Below are 18,546 nucleotides of genomic sequence, written 5' to 3'. Positions count from 1 at the left end.
CCTTGTGGTGGGGGGCCCGGCGGGGCGGGCGCGCCGGGTTGCCCGGTGGGGTCCCGCCCCCCCCCCCGCCACTACCGCCCACCGCGCCCTGCGCGGCACGTACAACAGCGGGAGCGCCCCATGTCCCTGGCCGAATTCGCCCTCATTGACCGCATCCGCGCCCGTACCCTCGAGCGCGACGACATCCTGCTCGGCATCGGCGACGACGCTGCGCTGCTGCAGCCGCGTGCCAATGAGCAACTGGTGGTCACTGCCGACACGCTCAACAGCGGCGTGCACTTCCCGGTGGAAACCCCGGCCTTCGACATCGGCTGGAAAACCCTGGCGGTCAACCTGTCGGACCTGGCTGCGATGGGCGCGCGCCCGGCGTGGTGCACGCTGGCGTTGTCGCTGCCGGAAGCCTCCGAAGACTGGATCGATGCGTTCGCCGATGGCTTCTTCGCCCTGGCCGATCAGCACGACATTGCGTTGATCGGCGGTGACACCACGCGCGGTCCGTTGTCGCTGTCGGTGACCGCGATGGGCCAGGTGGGACGTGGCCAGGCGCTGCGTCGCGACCGCGCGCAGGCGGGCGATGACATCTGGGTAAGCGGCACGCTCGGCGATGCCGCCGGTGCGCTGCGCCTGTGGCAGCAAGCTGCGCTGAGCATCGCCACCGCCACGCTGCTGGCCGACTACGAAAGCCTGCGCCTGCGTCTGCTGCGGCCGACGCCGCGTGTGACCCTGGGCCTGCGCCTGCGTGCGTTCGCACACGCGGCGGTGGATGTGTCCGATGGCCTGCTGGCCGATCTGGGTCACATCACCACGCGCAGCAACGTGGCCGCACATGTCGATGCCGATTCGTTGCCGATCTCCCACGCGCTGCGTGAGCTGCTCGGCCGCGATGGCGCGCGCGACTGCGCACTGCGCGGTGGCGACGACTACGAACTGTGCTTCACCGCCGCCGCCGACCAGCGCGACGCGCTGCACTACCTGGCGGAATCGCTGGACGTGCCGCTCACCCGCATCGGCCGCATCGCCGAAGGGCAGGGCGTACACGTGGATGGCGAAGCCGCCGACGGTGGATACCAGCACTTCGCGTAGCCGCAGCTGTACTGCTCCGGTGGGTGCCAACCTTGGTTGGCACGAAGGTGTCAGCCACCCGTGCCCGTACGGTAGCGGAGGTGCCTCGGCATTGCTCTGGTAGGTGCCAACCTTGGTTGGCACGAACGTGTCAGCCACCCGCGGCAACACCGTGTCGACCAAGGTCGATACCTACCAACGATGGCTGGTTACACCTGCGGAACCGGTGCGCCGAAACGGTTGTCGCCCGGCGTGCCGGGCAGCAGCAGGAACACCAGCAGCACCAGGCTGACGAACGGCACGAACGCCAGCAACAACCACCAGCCCGAGCGATCGGTATCGTGCAGGCGGCGAATGGTCGCCGCAATGCACGGCAAGGCGAACACCAGCCACATCACCACGCTCAGGCTGGTTGATACCAGGGCCAGACCCTGCGAACCGCTGTAACCGGCATAGAAGCCCAGCACGTACAGCGGGATCGAAACGATCACGATGAACAACTGGAACCACCAGTACTCACTGCGGCTGGCGCGCCCGCTGAACTGCGCATAGCGGATAAGCGGAATCATCATCTTCTTCATGTTGCGTGTTTCATTCATCAAGTAGCGCCGAGCCATTGCCCGGCGTCAATCAGTGAACGACCTTTGCCTGGGCATCGCGCGCGGTGCCGTAGTCATCCAGCCACTGGAATGCCAGGCTCTCCGGAATCGGTGCACCGGCTGGCAGCGGTAGTAGCACCTGTGCACCGGGCGCGATCATGTCCGCCGGTACCCGACTGCCATCGGGCAAGGTCAACGAAGCCAGCGTCACGTGATACGCAGTCGGATTGCTCACCTGCAATGCCCCTGCCGCCATACGCCACTGCAACTGGCCCGGCGCATCGCGCGCCTGGCCCGGCAGACCAGCGGGGCGATGGAACAGCTTCACCCGCGTGCGCACCGCGAACTGCAGCAGGTTCTTGTCGCTGGCATTGGCGGGCTTGGGCGGAATATCCAGCAGGTTGAAGTAGAACACCGACTCGCGATCAGTCGGAAGCGGCGGCTCTGAGGGCCGCGGCGCATAGGTGATCCGGTAGGCCTGTCCCTGCTTGGCCTGCAACAAGCGCGGCTCGGACGGCGTCAACCGGAACGGCGTGCGCACATTCTCCGGCCGCGCATGGCTGTCGCCAGCGTCGATCCAGACCTGCGTCATCGCGGGTTGCTCACCCACGTTGCTGGCCTTGACCGTGACATCGCGGCTTTTGCTGGCGTCGTGCACGATGCGCGTGCCTTGCAGGGTGACCGCGGCCTGCGCCGGCAGCACAAGCGCGGTGGCCAGCAGGGCCGGCAACCACAACGATGGGCGGAGTTTCATGGAATACCTCATGCAGGAGGTGCACGCGCGCATCCGTGCGCGCGTACGCCGGATACCGTTTACTTGTAGAGCACCACGAAGTCGCCGGACGCGTTGGCGGTGCCGGCCGTAGCGTTCTGGGCCGGCGAGGCGTACCACGCGCTGTAATCCAGCTGGCCACTGCCACCGGCGGCGATGGTCACCCACTGGGTCGGGTCATCACCGATCTTCTGGTGGTCGCCCGCTGCGTCATACAGCGCCACGCCCACATTGCTCGCGCCCGAGGCAGCAGTCAGAGCCAGATTGCCGGTGCTGCCGTCAGGCGTGCCACCGAAGCGCACGCCGACTTCCTGCGCCGCACCCGAGCCGGTGCAGTCCAGGGCAATGCTGAAATTCTTCTGGCCGGCACGGGTACCGGCATTGACCGACGCCAGGTCCACCTTGCCCATCGGCACGGTGATGGTGCCACCGGCGGAGCCGACACTGCAGGTGGAGGTCATCAGTTCGCCGGTGATTTCCAGCTGTTCGGCGTGGGCCGCAGGCGCGGCCATGATCGCCAGCGCGGACAGCGCCAGCAGGTTCAGCTTGATCGACATCGAAGTGTTCTCGTTGCGGAATGGGAGGCGCCGGCAGCCGAGGGCCACCGAACGATGCGCAGTGTCGATGTCGTGCAGCCGCATCACCATGCAACTTGTTGCAAACGATTTCCTCTTAGCGCCGAATGCAATTTGTTGTATGGGGTCGGAGGAGGGGGCGAACTATCGTGCATGCCCTTGAAAGCCCCTCAACGCCTAGTTGCGCACGCGCATTTGACGCAGCGCACTGCAGGAGTTCTGCATGAAATTCCCTCTCCCCCGACCGCTGGTGCTTCCCGCACTGCTCCTGTCATGTGCCGTATTCGACACTCAGGCCGCTTGCCGCCTCCTGGGCGGAGATGCGTTCATCGACCACGAGTTCGATGTGGCCTTCGTGCCCGATCTTCATCGCTGGATGGGCACTGTTGATGGAACTTTGAAGTTCGCCTGCGATTTGGCAGGTGAGACATACGGCACCATCGTGCCCAGTCTGTTGGGGCTGTCCTATGTCGGCGACGTCTACAACGAAGCAAATTCGACGATGACAGCGGCGTACGCGATGGGGCCGGAATCCGCATTGCTGATGTTCCGTTTCGAGTCGCGGTCATACATGGAATGCCCCCCAGGCGATGCCTGTCCCATTGAAGAGGGTCAAGCGGGTGGCTACTCCCTGCGCGATGGCCGTGGTGAGCCGCTGGACCGCATGGGCAACGGACGCGAGGGTGAGGTTCTGGTCTGGGTGGATGTCTATTCGCGGGGCGGTCAGATGGAGCCCACGCCCAAGCGTTCGATCGGATCGATGGCAACAACGCAGTCAGGCAACGTGGGACGCCATCATCTGAACATCGGGGTGCGCTTCAAGGCCCAGACCTGCGCGGTCACTCCCCAGTCCGTAACGCTGGATCCGATCGATGCCCGCACGCTGGACCTGCAGCAGACTGCAGGCGAGAAGGCCTTCAACGTCGCGGTCAACTGCGGCGCCAGCGGTCGCCCGCTGGTGCTGGAAATGAATGACGTGCACGACCTGGCCAACACCGGCGATGTTCTGTCTCCCGCACCGGGCACCACCACAACCGGCGTGGCACTGCAGGTCCTGCAGGACGGTACGCCGGTGCGCATGCAGCAGTCCTGGAGCTACGGCACCACCACCGGAACGGTCATGTCCGTGCCGTTCAGCGCCCGCTATCTGCGCACGCCTGCGGAACTTCGCACCGGGAGCATCCTTGGCGAGGTCTCGCTGCTGGCGGACTACTTCTGATGCCTGCGCACGCCTTCCTTTTCCTGTCATCGCGCCGCATCTCGTTTCGCGCCTTCATGCGTCCCCTGTCATGACCACCGTTCGCTCCTGCGCGCGTCCCCGCGCACTCGCCCTCTCCCATCTGCCGTGCGCGATTGCAGGGGTGCTCTCCATCTCGCTTCCGCTTGCAGCCGCTGCCGCTCCGGCCATCGAGTTCAGCGAAGGATTCCTGATCGGCGGGCAGTCCATCGATATGCGCCGCTACGCGCAGGGCAATCCGATCGAGGAAGGCCAGCACCGGGTGGATGTGTGGATCAATGGACAGTTCCACCAGACCCGCGACATCACGTTCAAGGCGGCAGAGGGCCAAGCCCATGCACGCCCCTGCGTGCCTGCAGATCTGCTGGATGCGCTGCAGCTGCGGGAGGATCACCGGCAGGGCCTCCATGCACAGGTGGCCGGCGTCGGCTGTATCGATCTGCCAACCGCCATCGAGGGGGCCACCGCAACCTTCGACGACAGTGCACTGCAGTTGCAGCTGACCGTTCCGCAGGCGATGCAGGCACGGCGTGCGCGTGGCCATGTGCCGGCTGAACAGCGTGACTCCGGAATCACGGCAGGATTCATCAACTACACCGCCAACCACTACCGTAGCACCCATCGCGACAGCAGCTACGTAGGGGTGAGTGCCGGCTTCAACATGGGCGACTGGCGCCTGCGCCATCGCGCTTCGTTCAATCACAGCAGCCAAGGCTCCCGCTATCGAACCATCAGCAGCCATCTGCAGCGCGACCTGCCGGCCTTGAACAGCCAGCTGTTGCTGGGCGAGGGCAATACTGGTGGCGAGCTGTTCGACAGTGTCCCGTTCATGGGGGCTCGTTTGTACACCGACGAACGCATGCTGCCCGACTCGCTGCGTGGCTATGCACCGGCCGTGCGCGGCATCGCCGAGGGCAACGCGGTGGTCAGCATCCGCCAGAACGGCATCGTCATCCATGAAGTCAGCGTTGCGCCCGGGCCGTTCGTCATCGACGATCTGTACTCGACCAACTCCGGTGGCGATCTGGAAGTGGTGGTTACCGAGGCGGACGGGCGCAGCCAGCGGTTCAACGTGAGCTTTTCCGCCGTGCCACAGGCATTGCGCGCAGGTACGTCCAGGTTCAGCGCAAGTGTGGGAACGCTGCGCGATGCCGGAGGCCGTCTGGCCCATCTCCGTTTCGCCGAGGGGACCTACGCGCGCGGTCTCAGCAATCACCTCACCGCGTTGGGGGGTATTCAAATCGCGCAGGGCTATCGCGCGGCGATTGCCGGTGCCGCCGTGAACACGCCTGTGGGTGCCGTCGGCATCGATATCACCCACTCGCAGGCCGAGCTGCCGGGACGCTCCAGCGTTGCCGGCAACAGCCTGCGGCTGAACTACCAGCGCTACGTGGCCAGTACCGGGACCAACGTGGGTCTGGCCGCGTACCGCTACAGTACGCGCGGATTTCTTACCCTGAATGACGTAGCCCGTGCTGCGTCCGACGACTGGGGCTACGCCGGCCGCGCGCGACAGCGCTACCAGGCCAATCTCTCCCAGCGCCTGGGGTCGGCAAGCCAGCTGTTCCTCAATGGCGGACACGTGGCTTTCTGGGATACCGCGCAGCGCCAGACCGATTTCCAGTTCGGCTTCAGCAACACCGTGGGGCGCGCGAACTACGGAATTTCGGTGTTCCGCTACCGGCTGGGCAATGGCCGCCCTGACACACGCTATACCTTCACCTTCGCAGTGCCGCTGGGCCGTAGCGAGAATGCGCCGAGGGCGAGCACCCAGATCAGTCACGCCAGTGCTGGGCAGCAGGTGCAGGCGGGGGTGAGCGGCTACCTGGGCGAGCGGCGCGCGATGAACTACTCGGTATCCAGCACTCAAGGCGAGGGTGGCAACAGCAGCAGTGCCTATCTGGATTACCAGGGGCGCTACGCCAACGTCAACGCCGCCTACAGCCGCGCGACCGGGCACAGCAGCCAGACCCTGAGTGCTTCCGGCGCGTTGGTGGTACACGCAGGCGGCCTGAATATGGGGCCGCCGGCGGGCGAGGGCTTCGCGCTGGTGCATGCACCGGGCGCAGAGGGCGCACAGGTGGGTACGGGTGTGGATATCCGTGTGGCACGCAATGGTTACGCATTGTTGCCGCACGTCAGCCCCTACCGCTGGAACCGCATTGATCTGGATCCTTCGGGCCTGCCGCTGGAGGTGGAAATGCTGCAGACCTCGCAACGTGTTGCACCCACCGCCGGTGGCGTCGTGCGCGTACCGTTCGAAGTACGCCGCGAGCGCACCTTGTTCATCGATGCCACCGATGCATTGGGCCAGCCCTTGCCATTTGCGGCGCGTGTGCAGCGCGAGGACGGCACGCCCGCAGGCGCGGTGGGGCAGGGCGGTGTCATCCAGTTGCGTGGCGCGCAGCCCGAAGGCGCGCTGATCGTTGACCCGGACGGGCCGCAACGCTGCCGCCTGGCCTATCAACTGCCTGACGCGCCCGATGCCTATGGCCTGTCCTGGGCCCACGCCACCTGCCAGCCCTTCGCTGTCTCACCCGAGCTGGCTGGCGCCGGCCCATCCATCCATTGACCTTCTGGAGTACCCGATGAAACGCTTGATGTTCCCCTCATTCACCCTTCTGGCACTGGCATTGCCCATCGGCAGTGCAGCGGCCGCCACGCTCACTATTTCCGGCCGCGTATTGCCCGGCACCTGTACGTTGACGGCACCAGCCATCACGTTGGACAACGTGAAGGCCGATGAGCTGAAAGTGGGCGACAACCTGCTGAAACAGAGTACGTTGAACTTCACCGGCTGCATCGGCGTTGCCAAAGCCACGCTGTCCTTCGATGGAACGGCTGCCGATGGCGACGCGCAGCGTTGGAAGAACACCGCCAGCACCGACCCGGCGCGAGGCGTTTCGGTCGCCCTGTTGGCCGGGGCCACGGGCAACGTCTATCTGAAGAAGGGCGACACCGGCATTGAAGTGCCCGTGACCGGCGCTACCGCCAGCTACACGCTGCGTGCGGGCTATTACCTGCCCACGACCAGTGGCGTCAACGCGGGTGCGGTTCAGACGGCCATTACGGTTACCGCGCTCTACGATTGAGCGGGCTGCGGTTGCGGGTTGTCATACCGCCCGCAACTGCACATCCACATACTCGGCCAGCCCACGGCAGGCCAGCAGCACCCCTTCGCGCGCACCATCGCCCATCTCCTGATCGATTTCACCGTCCACGCGTACGCGTTCGGTGGCGTGCAGCAGTTCCAGCAGGAAACTCAGCCCCGCATTGGCGCGGTCGATGCGCGCCAACGCCACGCGCTGCCCGGGTGTACGGTTGCTGCCGGGCCACGGCTGGCCATCAGCCGCATCGCCCTGGCGGATGTGCTGCAGGCAGGCCTGCAGGGTGATGGTGCCAGCGTTGTTGCCGCTCTGCAGCGCAACGAAGGTGTCTTCCAGCGTGCGTGCCAGGTCATCCGGCAGGCGCGTGGCGACCTCGCCCAGGGTGGCGAACAGGTGCGGGTAGGGAGAAGTGGTCATGGCGGCGTCCTTGTGCAAGCGGCAAGGGGCCACCCTGCTTAACAGCAAGGGTGGCGGACGGTGCGTGGTTCCAATACCGGGTAGCGTCTGCAAAAGCCGGCGGGCACGAGGCCCCCACGCACCGCCCGCCATGGATGCGCGGGCAGAATGCCTGCCGACGTCACCCACAAGGAATGAGCGACGCCGGCAGGCAAGCGTAACGAACAGACACTACTAACGGGATTGGAAGCCCGTGCCACCCGTTATCGGTGGCGCTACATGATTTGCATGAAGCGCCAATGCTGCCAATGAGAATTGTTGGAAAGTTCGAAAGCGTAGGAATTTCGTCGCTGGCAGGCGGCACAGGGAGTTGCCTGCCGAATGCGACATTCCCTGCAGAGTCGAGCCATGCTCGACTCTGCAACTGCGTCGGGCTATGACCGGACCTGAACGATGTCCTTGCCTGTCGCGATCGTCCATTGAATGACTGCGGCAGCGGTGGTGATGCTGTCGGATCGTTCTCCACCCGTTGCCTGCATGTTCCCTCCCGAACGTTCCCACAATGCGGCCATCGATGGCCTGCGCGCATTGGCGGTGCTGGCCGTCGTCGTCTTCCACACCAACGCGACGTGGCTGCCCGGGGGCTTCACCGGGGTAGACCTGTTCTTCGTGGTGTCCGGCTTCGTGATCAGCCAGTCGCTGGCCTTGCGCACCCACGCGTCGCTGGGCGCGATGCTGCTCGACTTCTACCGGCGCCGCGTGCTGCGTCTGTTGCCGGCGCTGCTGGTGATGCTGATGGCGACCTTCGTGCTGTCGGCACTGTTCATCCCCCGCGCGTGGCGCAATGAGCAGTTCGACCAGACCGGTTGGGCCGCGCTGGTCGGCTTCAGCAACATCGTGCTGGCCGGCCAGCAGGACGACTATTTCTCACCCGGTGCTGAACTCAATCCGTTCCTGCATACATGGACGCTGGGCGTGGAAGAGCAGTTCTACCTGGTCTTCCCGTTGCTGTTCTTCGTGTGGCTGCGCGGGCGTGAGCACTGGCCGTGGTCGCGCTGGTTGCTGCCGGTGCTCACCCTGCTGTCCATGGCATGGGCAGGCTGGCAGGCGCAGACGGCACCGGCGGCAGCGTTCTATCTGCTGCCTGCGCGGTTCTGGGAGCTGGCCGCGGGCGCGCTGCTCTACCAGTGGATGCATGCGCGCACGCCGGGCAAGAACGGTGATGCGGTTGCAGTGATCGGTCTGGTGCTGCTGGGTGCAGGCGTGGTGACCGCACCGCAGCTGGCGATGCCGGTTCCGGGCGTGCTGGCCACCGTGGCCGGTACGTTGATGCTGTTGGCGAGCGTGTCGGCACCGGGTACATCGCGCATTGCGCGCGCGCTGGGCTGCGCACCGTTGGCCTACCTGGGCCGGCTGTCCTATTCGCTGTACCTGTGGCATTGGCCACTGCTGGTGCTGCTGCGCTGGACGTATGGCCTGCATGGCGTCGCGCTGTGGCTGTATCCGGTGCTGCTGCTGGCGGTCTCCGCCGTGTCGTATCACTTCATCGAGCGTCCACTGCGGAATGCGGCACCACTGCTGCGCCTGGCGCCGGCCAAGGTGCTGGCGATGGCGCTGCCGCTGGTGGCGCTCTGTGGTGCGGGTGCCTGGGCCGCCGTGGAGTACCACGAGCAGGTCTCGCTGAGCGTCACCCGCAACAGCTATGCATGGCAGGCGCGCCGCTACCCGGCCTGGCGCCCGCTGGAGCCGGTGAGTGCGCCGGCGCTTGAAGGGCGGCGCCTGTTCGTGGCTGGCGATTCGCACGCGGCGGCGTATCGCACCATGACCAGCATGGTCGCGCGGCAGACCGGCATGGAGGTGCACCAGCAGGATCGCGGCGGCTGCAGCTTCGTCAATCTGCTGCGGGCCAGCCCGGCCGACTGCCAGGACTTCATTGAGGACGCGCTGTCGACCATCGAGAGCGAGGCACGTCCTGGTGACATCGTGCTGCTTGCGGCATTGCGCATGCCGGAGCTGCGCGGATTCGACTGGCAACAGCAGGATGCGCAGCAGGTCTATCGTCAATTGCTTGCCGAGCGTACCCCGACCGATGCGCAGGCCGCGCGCGATGAGGCTGATCATGTTCTTGGGCGTTTGCAGACGCTGGGCGTACACGTGGTGATCGACGCACCGCTACCGCTGTTCAAGGCCGGTGCGTACCGCTGTTCGGACTGGTTCAACCGCCACAACCCGGCATGCGCGGGAGGTCTGAGCATGCCGCGCGCTGACCTGGACAGGCTGCGCGCACCGCAGATGGCGCTGCTGGCCGAGCTGGCAGCACGCTATCCATCGCTGACGGTGTGGGACCCGCTGCCGTTGCTGTGCGGGCCAGACACCTGTTCGGCGGTGGAAGACGGTGAACCCCTGTTCTTCGACAATGACCATCTGAGCGGGCACGGTAATCGCGTGCTGTTGCCCAGCTTCCGCCAGACCCTTATCGACAGCGTAGGCAGCGCGCCCCGGTAGCGCCGGGCATGCCCGGCGGCGTTCACACCGGCGGCAGCACCTTGCCCGGGTTGAGAATGCCGTCCGGGTCCAGCGCGGCCTTGATCGCGCGCATCGTCGCCAGCGTTTCCGGGGTAAAGGCCTGCGCCATGAAATCGCGCTTGGCCAGGCCAATGCCGTGTTCGCCCGACAGGGTGCCACCCAGCGCCAGCGTCAGCGCGAAGATCTTTGGCAGCGCGGCATGTGCGCGCGCGTTCTCGTCGGCATCGTCCGGGTGATACAGGATGTTGACGTGTAGGTTGCCGTTGCCGGCATGGCCGAAGGTGACGATGGTCAGCGTGTAGTCGCGCGCCAGTGCCTGCACGCCCGCCACCAGCTCCGGCATGCGCGATACCGGCACCACCACGTCTTCATTGATCTTGCCCGGCGCAACGCTGCGCAGCGCAGGCGACAACGCCTTGCGTGCGGCCCACAGCTGGTCGCGCGCGCGTCCTTCCATCGCCACATCCAGTTCGATCATGCCGTCGCCTTCAGCGGCGCTGGCCAGGGCCTGCAGCAGATAGGGCAGGGTGTCGTGGTCACCATCGGCTTCCACCAGCAGCATTGCACCGGCCTCCGGCACGTCGGCACCGTTCAGCCGCAGCAGCTCGAGGCTACGTGCGTCCATGAACTCCAGGCGGGTGGGTACTACCGGCTGCGACATCAATCGCGATACCGCGGCTGCGGCGGCATCGGCATCGCGGTACAGCACACGCAGGCCGGCCTGGCTGACCGGCAGCGGGGTCAGTTTCAGCGTGGCTTCCACGATCAATGCCAGCGTGCCTTCGCTGCCTACCAGCAGATGGGTGAGGTCGTAGCCGGTGGCGTCCTTGGTGTAGGCGCCGCCGCAGCGGATGACGTCGCCGGTGCCGGTCACCGCCACCAGACCCAGTACGTTGTCGCGGCTGGTGCCGTACTTCACCGCGCGCGGGCCGCCGGCGTTGCAGGCGAGGTTGCCACCGATGCTGCAGATCTCGGCGCTGGAAGGGTCCGGTGCCCAGAACAGGCCATGCGGCGCCAGTGCCTGCTGCAGGGTACCGTTGAGCACGCCCGGTTGCACCACCGCGCAACGGTCACCGGCGCGGATCTCGACGATGCGGTCCATGCGGGTGAACGACAGCACGATACTGCCGGGCAGCGGCACCGCCGCGCCGGTGGTGCCGGTACCAGCGCCACGTGCGACCAAGGCCACGCCATGCGCACGGCAGGCCCGCACCAAAGCCTGCACCTGTTCGATGTCGGCTGGCAGCGCCACCGCCGCCGGGCGCTGGTGGCGCCACGAGTTGTCCTGCGCGTTCGCCTCCAGCGCGCTGTCATCCATGCGCCAGCCCTCCGCGCCCAGCAGGGTGGACAGTTCGGCAACCAGGGCAGCAGGCAGGGCAGGACTCATGACGGATCTCGTGGGGCAACGGGAGCGGGTTGGATCAGTTTCCAGGCAACAACGGCGGTAGCCAGTGGCAGCCACACCCAGCGCAGTTCAGAGAGCAGGGTGGCCACGCCGCGTGCGCTGAAGAACTGCGGCGCGAACGGAGAAACGCGGATGGGTCGCCACGGCGCGAAGAAGCGCTGCTCGCTCCATGGCCAGGCAAGGGCGACGCCGAGGCCGCCGGAGGTCATCGCATCCAGCAGCGGGTGGCTGGCGGCGCAGACGAAGACGAACACCGCCGCTTGTAGGGTCGATGCCACCGTTGGCCCTGCCTTGGTAGGTGTCAACCTTGGTTGGCACGAAACCGCCGACCAAGGTCGGCGACTACCAAAGAACGCCAACACCGCGGCCAATGCCGCCAGCACGCCGGCAAACAGCAACGAATGGCTGGCACCGCGATGGCCGAAGGCATCGGCATAGGGAATGTGCAGTGCAAAGGCCAATACGTCCGCATCGGGCAGCATCGCAGCGATCACACCGGCCGCCAGCAGGCGCGGAGGGATGCGGCCACGGTCAGCGGCGCACCAGAGCGCCAACGGCACAGCGGCATGGGTGATGATCGAAGGCATCAGTCACGCACCGTGGTCGTGCCGGCCAGGCTGCGCTCTGGTAGGTGCCAACCTTGGTTGGCACAGAAGCGCCGACCAAAGTCGGCCTCTACCAGAGCGGACGGTAACCATCAGCAGTCATCCAGCCGGAACGCATCACGCAGCCACCGCAGCTGCGGCGGTTCACCACTGGCTTCAACCACATCGAAACGGCAGGGCGCATTGGCCAGTGCCGGGTTGTCCTGCAGGTACAGCTGCGCGGCATGCGCCAGGCGCCGGCATTTGCGCGCATCCACCGAAGCGGCGCCGCCACCGAAATCGGAGCGCGCGCGATAGCGCACTTCCACGAACACCACGGTGCCGGCGTCGTCCATCACCAGGTCCAGTTCACCGCCGCGATAGCGCACGTTGCGCGCACGCGGCTGCAGTCCGGCCTGTTGCAGATGCAGCTCGGCGGCGGCTTCCACCGCCGAGCCACGTTGGCTGCGCTCAGCGACCACCGACGATCGGCATCGGCCGGCCACCATTGAAGGTGGACCATGCCGGCTGGCGCAGGATGTTGCCGTTGCTGTCCAGGAACAGGGTGCCGGTGGCACCGTCCAGGCCGCCTTCGTTGGACAGCTTGTCCAGGTAGGCGGTGATCTTCCATGCATCGGCACCGAAGGCGAACAGACGGCCAGCGGCGCCGCGAGCGCTGGGCAGCGCGCTGGCCACCTGGCTGGCCGACGGCAGGCCGGACACGCTGCGCACATTCCAGGCTTCGTTCGGGTAGACGATGCCGTCCAGCGCCACGTCTTCTTCCACCTTGCCGCTGCCGACGGTCAGCTGCGAGGTGCCGACGCGGGTCGCGCCACCGGCACCGGCCAACGCCAGCTGCGGCGCCAGCAACCGGGCCTGCGGGGCGCGCACGGCGAGGAACACGGCATCGACCTGACCGGCATTGCGCACCTGCGCGCCGACATCGCCGACGGCTTCGCTGACATTGACCGTGGCCACCACCTGGCCGCCGCGCTGTGCGAAGCGCTGGGCAAAGGCGGCGGCGGAACGGCGGCCGGTGTCGTCGTTGCTGCTGATCACCAGCGCGCGGTTGCGCTCGCGGCCACGCAGGTACTCGGCGGCGACGATGCCGTCGTCTTCCGGTGCCAGCGAGAAACCAGCGCTGCCGGCCGGCGGTGCATCCTTGCCGCGGTTCAGGGCCAGCACCGGTACCTGCAGCTGCTGGCGGCCGTACACGGCGTCCACTTCGTCGCGGCCCAGCGGGCCGACCACGAAGTCGGCACCGGAGGCGACGGCCTTGTCGTAGGCGGCGAGGGCACCGGCCGGGGTGCCGGCGGTGTCGAAGAAGTTGATGTCCGGGCGGCGGCGGCTTTCACCGTAGTAGGCGCTCAACAGGCCATCGCGAACCGGCTGCGCGGCGGTGGCCAGGCGGCCGCTGAGCGGCAGCAGCACGGCCAGCTTGGCCGGCGGCCGGTAACCGTCGCTCATCGCCGGCGGCCGCTTGCTGGTGTCGAACTGAGCCGCGCCATCGCGGTCGAACGGGCGCGGCAGCGGCAGGCCGCGGGCGATCAACGCGCGACCGGCGAAGTTGTACAGCGGGTCGTTGGCCGGCAGGGCGGCGGCACGGCTGCGCAAAGTGGCGTCGTCGAGGGTGCCGAGCAGGCCGGCGATGGCGGCCTGGTTCTCGCTGCGCGCACTGCCGGTCAGGCTGGCATGGGCGCGTGCACGTTCGGTGGCGGCGCCGAAGGCATCGCCGGTGCCCTGCAGGGCCTGGGCGCGGGCCAGCAGCCAGCGGGTGCGCAGGCCGACCGCAACACTGTCGGCATGATCCTTCAGCAGGGCCAGGGCCTGCGCCGGCTGCTTGTCGGCCAGTGCCAGCTCGGCGCCGGTCAGCTGGTAGCGCTGCAGGCTGGCGCCGGACAGCTGGCGCGCGGTGAGCTGGCCCAGCAGGCTGCGCGCGCGCGCACTGTCACCGGCCAGGTGCCAGGCCCAGGCCGCGTCGGCCAGTGCGTTGCTGCGGGCACCGCCGCGCAGGGTGGCGGCCAGGGCTTCCAGCTGCAGCGCGGCGTCGCGCGGCTTGCCCTGTTCGATCAGCGCCAGCGCCTGGCTCTGGGCCGGCGAATCGGGCGTGCTGGTCAGGCTGGTGGTGGCGCAACCGGCCAGCAGCATCAGCGACAGCGACAGGGCGGAGATCCGTGCGGCGGGCTTGTTCATGATCGGGTCCATGCGATGAGGGCAGCGGCCTTGGCCGGGTACACGCTACGATTCTACCCTTGCCCCGTGAGTACCGCTGAAATGAGTGTGCCAACCCTGTACGTCGTCGCCACCCCGATCGGCAACCTGGCCGATCTGAGCCCGCGCGCGCAGGAGGTGCTGCGGTCGGTGGCGGCCATCTGTGCTGAAGACACCCGCCGCAGTGGCCAGCTGCTGTCCCATTTCGGCATCCAGCAGCCGTTGGTGGCCCTGCACGAACACAATGAAGAGGCCCTGGCCCAGCGCCTGGTATCGCGCCTGCAGGCCGGTGAATCGCTGGCGCTGGTCAGTGATGCCGGCACCCCGCTGGTCAGTGACCCCGGTTTCCGCCTGGTGCGTGCTGCGCGCGCGGCGGGCATCAAGGTCAGCCCGATTCCCGGCGCCTGTGCCGCCATCGCTGCGCTGAGCGTGGCCGGCCTGCCCAGCGACCGTTTCAGTTTCGAGGGTTTCCTGCCGGCCAAGGCCAGCGGCCGCCGCGACCGCCTGCAGGCGCTGGCCGGTGAAGTACGCACCATGGTGTTCTACGAATCCTCGCACCGCATCGCCGAATCGCTGGCCGACATGGCGGCGATCTTCGGCGGTGAGCGCCCGGCGGTGCTGGCCCGCGAGCTGACCAAGCTGTTCGAGACCGTGCTTGATGGTGACCTGGCCGGCCTGCTGGCGAAGGTGGAAGCTGACGAGAACCAGCGCAAGGGCGAGTTCGTGGTGATGGTGCAGGGTGCTGGCGACGATGAGGAAGCGCAGCTGGCGCATGGCCGCCGCGTCTACGCCAAGCTGAACGAGCATCTGCCGCCGTCGACCGCGGCCAAGCTGGCTGCCGAGCTGACCGGCGCACCGCGCAAGGCGTTGTACGGGAGTTGATGGATCATGCGGACCAAGGTCCGCACCCACCAGAGCGGAATCCGCACCCACCAGAGCAGCGGAATCGGTAGATCCACGCCATGCGTGGATGAACGGGCCACGCCGGGGTCTGCAACCACCCGGGCGGACCGATAGCGCCAGGCCTTGCGACGTCAGGACTGTACGGGTGTGTCGAGGGTGTCCAGATAGTTGGCAATCTCGGCAATCACCGAAGAGAGGTCCGGCGCGATCAGGCGATTCCTGCGCAGGAAGGCGCGCCACTGGGTCTGCTTCTGGGTATCTGCGGCGAATGACTGAGTCAGTCCGTAGGGCAGGGGCGTTGGCGCCGGGGTCCTTCGTCGATCAAACGTCGCGCCAATGGCCGCAACAAGGTGCGGGCGATCCATGGCGTCTTCGCGGATCAGTGCCAGCAAGTCGAAGAAGTCCTTCATCCTGCTGTTAGCGATGCCCAGTGCCGCTATAGCCTCGAGCTTTTCGGCAAACACGGTTTCGCGTGGATAGACGCGCAGGCAGGCTGGAGGGAATCCCTCCAGAATCACCGGATAGGTGATTTCCGGCGGCGGGGTGATCACCGCGTCGCCAAACCCGACGTCCCACTGCACATGGCAGCGTGCGCGGCCCAGATGTGCGATCAGGCGCATGCGCAGCCCCTCGTACGTGGCTTCTTCACGTATGGCCTCGATGACGATGCTGCCTGGATCGAAGCGCAGGCCGTCGTCCCCGGGCATTCCACAGAGCGAAAGTGCGATATGTAGCAGGCGATCGGGCTCAGCGCTGCCGGATCCCAGGAAATCGGCATCCCGTGTAGGGCGGTGCGGCGCGTCGAACCACACTGCGAACAGCATGGCACCCTTCAGCAGGAACTGGTCGCGGTATCGAGAAGCGGAGAGCCGGTAGAGCAGGCGCTCAACGGCGAACCTGTCCAGCACGAACTGCAAGTCCTCACCCCGCTTGCGTGCGAGATCGAGCAGCCGTTGCCGGATGGAAGCAACGCGGTGGGGAGGTGTTAGAGAGGGGATCAAGCCAGGGCATCGAGGTACGGTCTCATCAGTCTGGCAACGCGGCAGATCCGCGCATACTCCATCAACGCATCCGGCGTGGTTGCACGGCTGTGAAGTGCGTCACGCAGGGCTTCAAGTGCGACATCAAGCCCTACGAGATTGCGGAACTTGAAGCAATCGACGACGGTTTTGGCAGCGTTGCTGACGTATATGAGACGTCCGCCTACGCGACGTTCTTCCAGCCCCGCATTGAGGGTCGTTGCCGACATGCGGACCACACGGAGGGGCGGCCAGTCGATCCGCGGAACGCGGTCGCTGTTGCCGATGGAGACCCAGCGTTCGAATGGTGCTTGGGTGGTCAGGCCATGCAGGCGCAGGGCACTCAGCAGGCATAGACGGGGGTGTGGCAGGCGTTCTGCAATGATCCGCAGTCCATCATCGGTGTCGTCGCTCTTTCTTTCCGCCAACGCGTAGACGCCACGGGACAACCGGATCAGTGCGCCTGCCTCGACCAGGCGGGTCAGTTGGGCGCGGGCGATCCCGGCAGTCACCAGTTCGCGGGCGCGCAGGGTGCCTGCGCGTCGCAATAGCTTTCGTGCCTTGGCCTCGGCGTTTCCCATGACGGCATTGTTCCATAATGTCGGGTGTTTTGAATATCGACTGACAAAAAGGAACATCGTTGGCTGCGGCGAGTGACGAGTGAATGGTGCGGACCAAGGTCCGCACCCACCAGAGCGGAATCCGCACCCACCAGAGCCGCGCGGGTTTCGCCGGCCCTGTCCAGTGAATCGGTAGATCCACGCCATGCGTGGATGGATGAACCGGACGCCGCGATCAGCACGGCAGGAAGGGCGTGCGTAGGCTAGAATGTGCACTGGCGGAGCCGGCCAGACAGTCGCGTCATCCCTTCGGGGGTGCCGAGGAAAGTCCGGGCTCCATAGGGCAAGGTGCCAGGTAACGCCTGGGCGGCGCAAGCCGACGGAAAGTGCAACAGAAAGATACCGCCTACGTCTTCTTCGGAAGGCCGGTAAGGGTGAAATGGTGCGGTAAGAGCGCACCGCGAGTCTGGCAACAGACCGGCACGGCAAACCCCACCTGGAGCAAGACCAAATAGGGATCCTTTGGCGCGGCCCGCGTTGGATCCGGGTAGGTTGCTTGAGCGTTGCGGTGACGTAACGCCTAGAGGAATGACTGTCCACGACAGAACCCGGCTTATCGGCCGGCTCCGCCTCCTTCTTCCATATGCGTGAACCGCGCATCGGTAGTGCCGGCCGCTGGTCGGCAGCGTCACGATGCCTGCAGGGCGGACAGAGTGCCGGCCAGCGGCCGGCACTACCTCGACGCCGCGTGTTCCTCAACCCGGCGTGCGGTACTGCCCGGCGGAGATGAACTGCGAGAAGCGCTCGCACCACACCACGACCGTGGTGTAGTCGTCCACGTTGACGTCATCGGGTACATCGACCAGGAAGCGGTTGAAGGTCTTCACTTCACCGATGCGTTTCGCCTGTGCCTTGATCTTCAGGAAGTCGGCCTTGTTGTCGACGAAGTCGCGGACCAGGTACACCTTGTAATCCGGGCCCGGCCCCATCTTGCCGTCGAAGGCGACCTGGCGCGGGCTGACGCTGACTTTGCCTTCCGCCCAATGCACTGCATCGCTGCCCTTGAGGTCGCGGCGAAAGGTGGTGCGGTAGGGGGCATCAGTCATGGCGGCCTGCACCTGTGCGACCGGCGGGTCATCGGGGGCAATCAGGATCGGCAGGAAGTACACGCCCAGGCCGAAGCCAAGGCCGAGGGTGAGCAGGTGGGTGACGATCAGGATGAGGATGCGGCGCATGGGGCCTCCATGGGGGTTGCGGTCGATCGCGCGGCGGGGTGCCGGGCGCCACCACCCTGGGAGGTCAGGGGCGACATTTATAGACACAGTGCCGATTGCGAAAAGGGCACAGTGGGCGGACTGCGACGCCGGAGCCCCTGTGGCGTGGGCGGATCGCGGTCGCGGTTGGAAGCTGAATGACGTTTCGAGCCCGTTGCGATGACGACTGCCGTCGCGTGGATCGCGACAACGCGATGCCCGGTAGTGCCGGCCGCCGGCCGGCAGCTTCATGGCGCATCCAAAGATACAGAGGTTGCCGGCCCGCGGGCGGGCCGCCCCAGCGGGAAAGGAAATACCCCCCCCGGGCGGCCCCACC

At 66.4% G+C, this 18,546-nt stretch carries 17 protein-coding genes and 1 other RNA gene; 7 read left to right on the top strand and 11 right to left on the bottom strand.

All coding sequences use genetic code 11. From position 1 onward, the window contains the following. The first annotated feature begins 120 nt into the window (after nt 1–120). Nucleotides 121–1,083, top strand: a complete 963-nt coding sequence (gene thiL / locus ABE423_RS18145; protein ID WP_346487044.1) for a thiamine-phosphate kinase — start codon at nt 121–123, stop codon at nt 1,081–1,083. A 188-nt stretch (nt 1,084–1,271) separates the two neighbouring features. On the opposite strand, the gene ABE423_RS18140 is transcribed toward thiL, so the two are convergent. The 3 genes from ABE423_RS18140 to ABE423_RS18130 are packed head-to-tail and all read right to left on the bottom strand — an operon-like array spanning nt 1,272 to nt 2,990. Then, complete coding sequence (locus ABE423_RS18140) at nt 1,272–1,643, bottom strand: DUF805 domain-containing protein (RefSeq protein WP_346487042.1); 372 nt, start codon at nt 1,641–1,643, stop codon at nt 1,272–1,274. A 49-nt stretch (nt 1,644–1,692) separates the two neighbouring features. Further along, nucleotides 1,693–2,415 carry a fimbria/pilus periplasmic chaperone gene (locus tag ABE423_RS18135; protein ID WP_125895944.1) on the bottom strand — a complete coding sequence of 241 codons (723 nt, stop codon included), beginning with the start codon at nt 2,413–2,415 and terminating at the stop codon, nt 1,693–1,695. A 59-nt stretch (nt 2,416–2,474) separates the two neighbouring features. Next, nucleotides 2,475–2,990 (bottom strand): fimbrial protein, encoded by a 516-nt coding sequence (locus ABE423_RS18130; RefSeq protein WP_125895945.1) that lies wholly within the window; start codon nt 2,988–2,990, stop codon nt 2,475–2,477. A 241-nt stretch (nt 2,991–3,231) separates the two neighbouring features. On the opposite strand from ABE423_RS18130, the gene ABE423_RS18125 reads away from it, so the two are divergent. From ABE423_RS18125 to ABE423_RS18115, 3 genes are all read left to right on the top strand, one after another. Beyond that, a complete protein-coding gene (locus ABE423_RS18125) occupies nt 3,232–4,227 on the top strand; it encodes a fimbrial protein (RefSeq protein ID WP_346487040.1) in 996 nt (331 codons plus the stop codon). A gap of 142 nt (nt 4,228–4,369) precedes the next feature. Then, nucleotides 4,370–6,817 carry a fimbria/pilus outer membrane usher protein gene (locus ABE423_RS18120; RefSeq protein ID WP_346487038.1) on the top strand — a complete coding sequence of 816 codons (2,448 nt, stop codon included), beginning with the start codon at nt 4,370–4,372 and terminating at the stop codon, nt 6,815–6,817. 16 nt (nt 6,818–6,833) lie between these two features. Continuing rightward, nucleotides 6,834–7,337 (top strand): fimbrial protein, encoded by a 504-nt coding sequence (locus ABE423_RS18115; RefSeq protein WP_346487037.1) that lies wholly within the window; start codon nt 6,834–6,836, stop codon nt 7,335–7,337. A 21-nt stretch (nt 7,338–7,358) separates the two neighbouring features. Here ABE423_RS18115 and ABE423_RS18110 read toward each other — a convergent pair whose 3' ends face one another. After that, nucleotides 7,359–7,769, bottom strand: a complete 411-nt coding sequence (locus ABE423_RS18110) for a hypothetical protein (protein ID WP_346487035.1) — start codon at nt 7,767–7,769, stop codon at nt 7,359–7,361. Between the two features lie 462 nt (nt 7,770–8,231). Here ABE423_RS18110 and ABE423_RS18105 point away from each other — a divergent pair, with 462 nt between their 5' ends. Then, nucleotides 8,232–10,253 carry an acyltransferase family protein gene (locus ABE423_RS18105; protein ID WP_125895333.1) on the top strand — a complete coding sequence of 674 codons (2,022 nt, stop codon included), beginning with the start codon at nt 8,232–8,234 and terminating at the stop codon, nt 10,251–10,253. A gap of 22 nt (nt 10,254–10,275) precedes the next feature. Here the strand turns inward: ABE423_RS18105 and ABE423_RS18100 are convergent, their stop codons facing one another. From ABE423_RS18100 to ABE423_RS18085, 4 genes are all read right to left on the bottom strand, one after another. Next, nucleotides 10,276–11,661, bottom strand: coding sequence for an FAD-linked oxidase C-terminal domain-containing protein (locus ABE423_RS18100; RefSeq protein ID WP_346487033.1), 1,386 nt, complete (start codon nt 11,659–11,661; stop codon nt 10,276–10,278). Then, a complete protein-coding gene (locus tag ABE423_RS18095; protein ID WP_125895335.1) occupies nt 11,658–12,266 on the bottom strand; it encodes a metal-dependent hydrolase in 609 nt (202 codons plus the stop codon). The genes ABE423_RS18100 and ABE423_RS18095 overlap by 4 nt, the downstream gene beginning before the upstream one ends. A gap of 110 nt (nt 12,267–12,376) precedes the next feature. After that, complete coding sequence (locus ABE423_RS18090; protein ID WP_182267263.1) at nt 12,377–12,745, bottom strand: YraN family protein; 369 nt, start codon at nt 12,743–12,745, stop codon at nt 12,377–12,379. Then, complete coding sequence (locus ABE423_RS18085; protein ID WP_125895337.1) at nt 12,735–14,456, bottom strand: penicillin-binding protein activator; 1,722 nt, start codon at nt 14,454–14,456, stop codon at nt 12,735–12,737. Before ABE423_RS18085 ends, ABE423_RS18090 begins: the two co-directional genes overlap by 11 nt. Before the next feature lie 81 nt (nt 14,457–14,537). Here ABE423_RS18085 and rsmI point away from each other — a divergent pair, with 81 nt between their 5' ends. Further along, entirely contained in the window at nt 14,538–15,356 is an 819-nt protein-coding gene (gene rsmI, locus ABE423_RS18080; RefSeq protein WP_346487030.1) for a 16S rRNA (cytidine(1402)-2'-O)-methyltransferase, read from the top strand. A 152-nt stretch (nt 15,357–15,508) separates the two neighbouring features. On the opposite strand, the gene ABE423_RS18075 is transcribed toward rsmI, so the two are convergent. Continuing rightward, nucleotides 15,509–16,285 (bottom strand): nucleotidyl transferase AbiEii/AbiGii toxin family protein, encoded by a 777-nt coding sequence (locus tag ABE423_RS18075; RefSeq protein ID WP_346487046.1) that lies wholly within the window; start codon nt 16,283–16,285, stop codon nt 15,509–15,511. Nucleotides 16,286–16,374: 89 nt separating this feature from the next. After that, nucleotides 16,375–17,034: a type IV toxin-antitoxin system AbiEi family antitoxin domain-containing protein gene (locus ABE423_RS18070; RefSeq protein ID WP_180838387.1), complete on the bottom strand. Its 660-nt coding sequence runs from the start codon at nt 17,032–17,034 to the stop codon at nt 16,375–16,377. A 202-nt stretch (nt 17,035–17,236) separates the two neighbouring features. Between ABE423_RS18070 and rnpB the strand changes: the two genes are divergently transcribed. Continuing rightward, an RNA gene (gene rnpB / locus ABE423_RS18065) (RNase P RNA component class A) lies at nt 17,237–17,588 on the top strand. A gap of 123 nt (nt 17,589–17,711) precedes the next feature. Here rnpB and ABE423_RS18060 read toward each other — a convergent pair. Next, nucleotides 17,712–18,191, bottom strand: a complete 480-nt coding sequence (locus ABE423_RS18060) for a DM13 domain-containing protein (RefSeq protein WP_100467800.1) — start codon at nt 18,189–18,191, stop codon at nt 17,712–17,714. Nucleotides 18,192–18,546 lie beyond the last annotated feature (355 nt).

It is taken from the genome of Stenotrophomonas sp. TWI1409, from assembly GCF_039673015.1.
In the GTDB taxonomy this organism is placed as follows: Bacteria; Pseudomonadota; Gammaproteobacteria; order Xanthomonadales; family Xanthomonadaceae; genus Stenotrophomonas; species Stenotrophomonas maltophilia_A.
Note: the sequence above shows the minus strand (reverse complement) of the source record. Positions and strands in the feature narration are given on the sequence as shown.